Here is an 888-nt window from a genome sequence, read left to right on the forward strand (position 1 = left end):
TAGGCACTCCAGTACCCACCCCTAACATTGCCAATACTGGAGGCCAAATAGCCACTATTGATTTTGCCATCACAGATATTACTTTTAACAATTCAGGTGGTGCGATTGCCAGTTGTACAATAACCCCTGCGCTACCAGCTGGTTTGAGTATTAACAGCACCACTTGTACCATCAGTGGCACCCCAACTGAGGTGAAAGATACTACTCTATACACAGTAACTGCAAAAAGTGCCTCAAATAATACTGATGTTGCTATCTTTCCTTTAACGGTGTATGCGCTCACCCCTAATATTACACATGCTGTAGGTCAAGTAGCCATTACTGGTTCTGCCATTACAAGGATTACTTTTAGCAATTCAAGTAGTGTACTTACCAGTTGTACAATAACCCCTACACTACCAGCTGGCTTGAGTATTGACAGTGCAACTTGTGCCATCAGTGGTATCCCAACTGAGGTGAAAGCTACTACTGTATACACAGTAATCGTAAAAAGTGCCTCAAATATTGACATTATTATCTTTCCTTTAACAGTGAATCCAGCCGCCCCTAATATTGCGAACGCTGTAGACCAAATAGCTACTATTGGTTCTGCTATCAGAGACATTACTTTTAACAATTCAGGTGGTGCGATTGCCAGTTGCACAGTAGCCCCTACACTACCAGCTGGCTTGAGTATTAACAGTACAACTTGTACCATCAGCGGTACCCCAACTGAGGTGAAGGCTTCTACTCTATACACAATAACAGCCACCAATGCAATGGGTCAAACTGCTACTGCAACGGTTAATTTAACAACATTACTTATAGTCCCAGCCCCTGCAACATTAACTGCTGTTGCCACAGGCACTCCTAATGAAATAATGCTATCATGGACTAAGGCAACCAATG

Annotated in this window: 1 protein-coding gene; it reads left to right on the forward strand. The window is 42.8% G+C overall.

The genetic code is table 11. The features are described from left to right. On the forward strand, window positions 1-888 hold an 888-nt coding region (locus tag BBROOKSOX_RS11840), incomplete at both ends, for a putative Ig domain-containing protein (RefSeq protein WP_180324070.1).

This window comes from bacterium endosymbiont of Bathymodiolus sp. 5 South (assembly GCF_900128535.1).
Classification (GTDB): Bacteria; Pseudomonadota; Gammaproteobacteria; order PS1; family Pseudothioglobaceae; genus Thiodubiliella.